The 3933-nt window shown below is 75.0% G+C and carries 4 protein-coding genes; all 4 read left to right on the top strand.

The window, feature by feature from the left end:
- The coding region (locus tag GTW08_RS04625; RefSeq protein ID WP_161151453.1) for an LCP family protein at positions 1 to 1485 on the top strand (1485 nt) is incomplete at its 5' end.
- Positions 1486 to 1502: 17 nt separating this feature from the next.
- Positions 1503 to 2249: a TIGR03089 family protein gene (locus GTW08_RS04620; protein ID WP_083658765.1), complete on the top strand. Its 747-nt coding sequence runs from the start codon at positions 1503 to 1505 to the stop codon at positions 2247 to 2249.
- A gap of 52 nt (positions 2250 to 2301) precedes the next feature.
- A complete protein-coding gene (gene ilvA / locus GTW08_RS04615; RefSeq protein WP_217266918.1) occupies positions 2302 to 3537 on the top strand; it encodes a threonine ammonia-lyase IlvA in 1236 nt (411 codons plus the stop codon).
- Between the two features lie 58 nt (positions 3538 to 3595).
- Positions 3596 to 3868 (top strand): MSMEG_0570 family nitrogen starvation response protein, encoded by a 273-nt coding sequence (locus GTW08_RS04610; protein ID WP_202416400.1) that lies wholly within the window; start codon positions 3596 to 3598, stop codon positions 3866 to 3868.
- Positions 3869 to 3933: the final 65 nt, after the last annotated feature.

Below are 3933 nucleotides of genomic sequence, written 5' to 3'. Positions count from 1 at the left end.
ACCGGCCCCGACGAGCACCCCCCGTACCCGGCGCGGGGCGGGCGCACCGGCGGAGGACCGCCCCGGGCCCGCGGGCTGCTGGCCCGGCTGCGGGTCGCCGTCGCCGTGCTGTCGGCGCTGACGGTGCTGCTCACCGGCGCCGTGTGGACCTTCTACCGCGACGTCACCGGCGGCATCACCACGACGAACCTGCTGTTCGGCGGCTCCGCGGGCGGCGAGCAGAACATCCTGCTGGTCGGCGTGGACAGCCGTACCGACGCGCAGGGCAACCCGCTGCCGGCCGACGTCCTGGCCCAGCTGCGCAGCGGCGCCGAGTCCGGCGTCCTCAACTCCGACACGATCATCGTCGTGCACCTGCCCGCCGACGGCGGCAGCGCGACCGCGTTCTCCATCCCGCGCGACTCCGAGGTGTCGATCCCCGGGATCGGCCGCAACAAGATCAACGCCGCCTACCCGCAGACGAAGGCGGAGACCGCGTCCCGGTTGGTCGCCGAGGGCGTGCGCGACCCCCGGCAGATCGACCAGGACTCGTCGCAGGCCGGTCGGCAGGCCCTGATCGACACCGTGCAGGACCTCACCGGGCTGGCCATCGACCACTTCGCCGAGGTCAACCTGCTCGGCTTCTACAACCTCACCAACGCCGTCGGCGGCGTCGACGTCTGTCTCAAGGCCCCGGCCAGGGACGAGTTCTCCGGCGCCGACTTCCCCGCAGGCCCGCAGACGATCTCCGGTGCCGACGCGCTCGCGTTCGTCCGGCAGCGGCACGGGCTCGCCGGCGGGGACCTGTCGCGTATCAACCGTCAGCAGGTGTTCCTCGCCGCGGTCGCCAACAAGGTCCTGTCCTCGGGCACGCTCACCGACCCGACCAAGCTCGGAGCGCTCATCGAGGTGATCCAGCAGTCGGTCGTCATCGACAGCGGCTGGGACCTGCTCGGCTTCGCCCGCGAGGCGTCGTCGATCGCGGCCGGGAGGATGGACTTCCTGACCATCCCCACCGGCGGCCCGGAGACCACCCGCGGCAAGGACGTGCTGCTCGTCGACCCCGCCGAGGTCCGCGACTTCGTCGCCCACCACACCGACCCCGAGCCCGAGGAGGCGCCCGCGACCTCCACGGAGGCGGCGGCGCCGGTCGTGGCCGACGTGGCGAACGGGTCCGGGGTGACCGGGCTGGCCGCGCAGGTCGCCGACACCCTGGGCCGCACCGGGTTCACCCCCGGCGAGGTCGGCAACGCCCCGGACCGCACCACCTCGGTGGTCCGCTACAGCCAGGCCGACGGCGACGCCGCCGCCCGCCGGGTCGCCGAGGCGCTGGGTGGCATCGGCGTCGAGCAGTCCGACGCCGTCGCCCAGGGCCGGGTCCAGGTGCTGCTCGGCACCGACCGCGCGAACGGCGGCCGGTCGACCTCCGCGGCGGCCGCGCCCGCCGCCGCCCCGGCTCCCTCGACCCCGCCGATCACCGCGGGCGGGGTCCCCTGCATCGACTGACGTAGCGTTCCGGCGTGATGGACACCGTCTTCGGCTCCGGCCTGTTCCTCACCGACGCGCTGCTCGGCCCGGCGCTCGGCGCCGCCGCCCCGCGACCGCTGGTCACCCACTACGACGACGCGACCGGCGAGCGGACCGAGCTGTCCGGCACGACCACCGCGAACTGGACAGCGAAGGCGGCGAACCTGCTGCGCGACGAGGTCGACGTCGAGCCGGGCACCCGGGTCGCGGCGCTGCTGCCCGCGCACTGGCAGACCGTCGCCGCGCTGCTGGCCGTGTGGTCCTGCGGCGCGGAGCTGATCGGCGACCCGGCGGGCGCGGACGTCGTGCTCGCCGACGCGGCGCGGCTCGACGTGGCGCTCGCGGCCGGGGCGGGCACGGTCGTCGCGTTCTCGCTGGACTTCTTCGGCCGCGGCCTGGGCGACCTCCCCGGTGGCACCGTCGACTTCGCGACCGAGGTGCGGGTGCACGGCGACGAGTTCGTCCCGTGGGACCCGGTGGACGGCGCGGCCCCGGCCTGGGACGGCGCGAGCGGAGAGCAGGTCCTGGCCGCGGCCCGGGAGCGTGCGGACGCACTCGGCATCACCGCGGGCGCCCGGGTGCTGTCGAGCACCGGGTGGGACAGCGCGGACGGCCTGCGCGACGGGCTGCTCGCCGTCCTCGCGGCGGGGGCCTCGCTGGTCCAGACCGTGAACGCCGCCGAGGACCCGGCGACCCTCGACCGCCGCGCGGAGTCCGAGCGGGTCACCCTGCGCCTGGGGTGAGCGGCGACCCCGTGCGGGGGTCATGACACCCTGGTCGACCGTGACCCCCTCTGTGAGCGCCCGGGACGTCGACGACGCGGCGGCCCGGCTCCGCGCCGTCATCGGCCCGACCCCGCTGCAGCTCAACCCCCGCCTGTCCGACGCGCTCGGCGGCGAGGTCTGGGTCAAGCGCGAGGACCTGCAGCCGGTCCGTTCGTACAAGATCCGCGGCGCCTACAACCTCATCGCGCAGCTGCCCGAGGCCGACCGTCTCGCCGGCGTCGTCTGTGCCAGCGCCGGCAACCACGCCCAGGGCGTCGCGTTCGCCTGCCAGCGCCTCGGCGTGACCGGGCGGGTGTACCTGCCCGGCACGACCCCGCGCCAGAAGCGGGACCGGGTCGCGCGGCTGGGCCGCGACGCCGTCGAGGTGCGGGTGGTCGGCAACACCTACGACGAGGCCGCCGCGGCCGCCCGCGCCGACGCCGATTCCACCGGTGCCACCCAGGTGCCCGCCTTCGACGACCCGCGCACCGTCGCGGGCCAGGGCACGATCGCCCGCGAGATCGTCTCCCAGCTGGCCGACCCGCCGGATGTGCTGGTCGTGCCGGTCGGTGGCGGTGGACTGCTCGCCGGGGCCATCACCTACCTGCGCGAGCACGCGCCGTCGACCCGGATCGTGGGCGTCGAGCCCGCCGGGGCGGCGAGCATGGCGGCCGCGGTCGCCGCGGGCGAGCCGGTCGACCTGGGATCGCTGGACCCGTTCGTCGACGGCGCCGCCGTGCGCAAGGTCGGCGCGGCCACCTTCGACGTGGTGCGCGACGCGGGCGTGGAGTTGCTCGCGGTGCCCGAGGGCCGGATCTGCGTCGAGATGCTCGCGCTCTACCAGTCCGACGGGATCATCGCCGAGCCGGCGGGCGCGCTGTCCCCCGCGGCGCTGGACCGGCTCGACATCCCCCGCGACGCCACGACGGTCTGCCTGCTCTCGGGCGGCAACAACGATGTCTCCCGCTACGCCGACATCGTCGAGCGCGCCCTGGTCTTCGAGGGCCGCAAGCACTACTTCCTCGTCGAGTTCCCGCAGGAGCCGGGCGCGCTGCGCCGGTTCCTCGACGACGTCCTCGGCCCGGATGACGACATCACCCTGTTCGAGTACACCAAGCGCTCCAACCGGGAGACCGGCCCGGCCCTGGTCGGCATCGAGCTGGGTTCGCCGGACGACCTGCCCGCGCTGCTCAAGCGGATGCAGGAGGCTCCCCCGCACATCGAGCCGATCCCGCCGGACAGCCCGCTGTTCGGCTTCATCCTGTAGACGCCGCGTGCAACACGGCGGCAATCCGGGCCGCCTACCGTGCACGACCGTGCCCGAGATGATGTTCGACGTCCGCTGGCCGGACGGCACCGAGGTCAGCTACTACTCGCCGTCGCTGGTGGTGACCGAACACCTGGACACCGGCACGACCTACCCGGTGGCCGAGTTCGTCACGCGCAGCCGCACCTGCATGGAGATCGCCGACGCGCGGGTGCGGGCGAAGTACGGGTTCGGCTGCGCGCAGTCGGCGCGGACGATCGCGCTCATCGACGCGGCCGCGGGGCGGTTCGCCCCGACCGACGAGGTGCGGGTGGAGGGCTTCCGCCGCTGACGCCGCCGGGTCCTGCGGTGATGCGGCGGCCGCGGCGCGGCGTCACGCGGCGGCCGGGCGCCGCC

Origin of the sequence: Pseudonocardia sp. SID8383 (genome assembly GCF_009864975.1) — a bacterium.
Taxonomy (GTDB): domain Bacteria; phylum Actinomycetota; class Actinomycetes; order Mycobacteriales; family Pseudonocardiaceae; genus Pseudonocardia; species Pseudonocardia alni.
The sequence above is the reverse complement of the archived record's forward strand: the minus strand, read 5'-3'. Positions and strand labels throughout refer to the sequence as shown.

Coding starts and splice junctions, on each gene's coding strand:
- GTW08_RS04610 (WP_202416400.1), top strand. CDS start 3,596: ATGATGTTCGACGTCCGCTGGCCGGACGGCACCGAGGTCAGCTACTAC.
- GTW08_RS04620 (WP_083658765.1), top strand. CDS start 1,503: ATGGACACCGTCTTCGGCTCCGGCCTGTTCCTCACCGACGCGCTGCTC.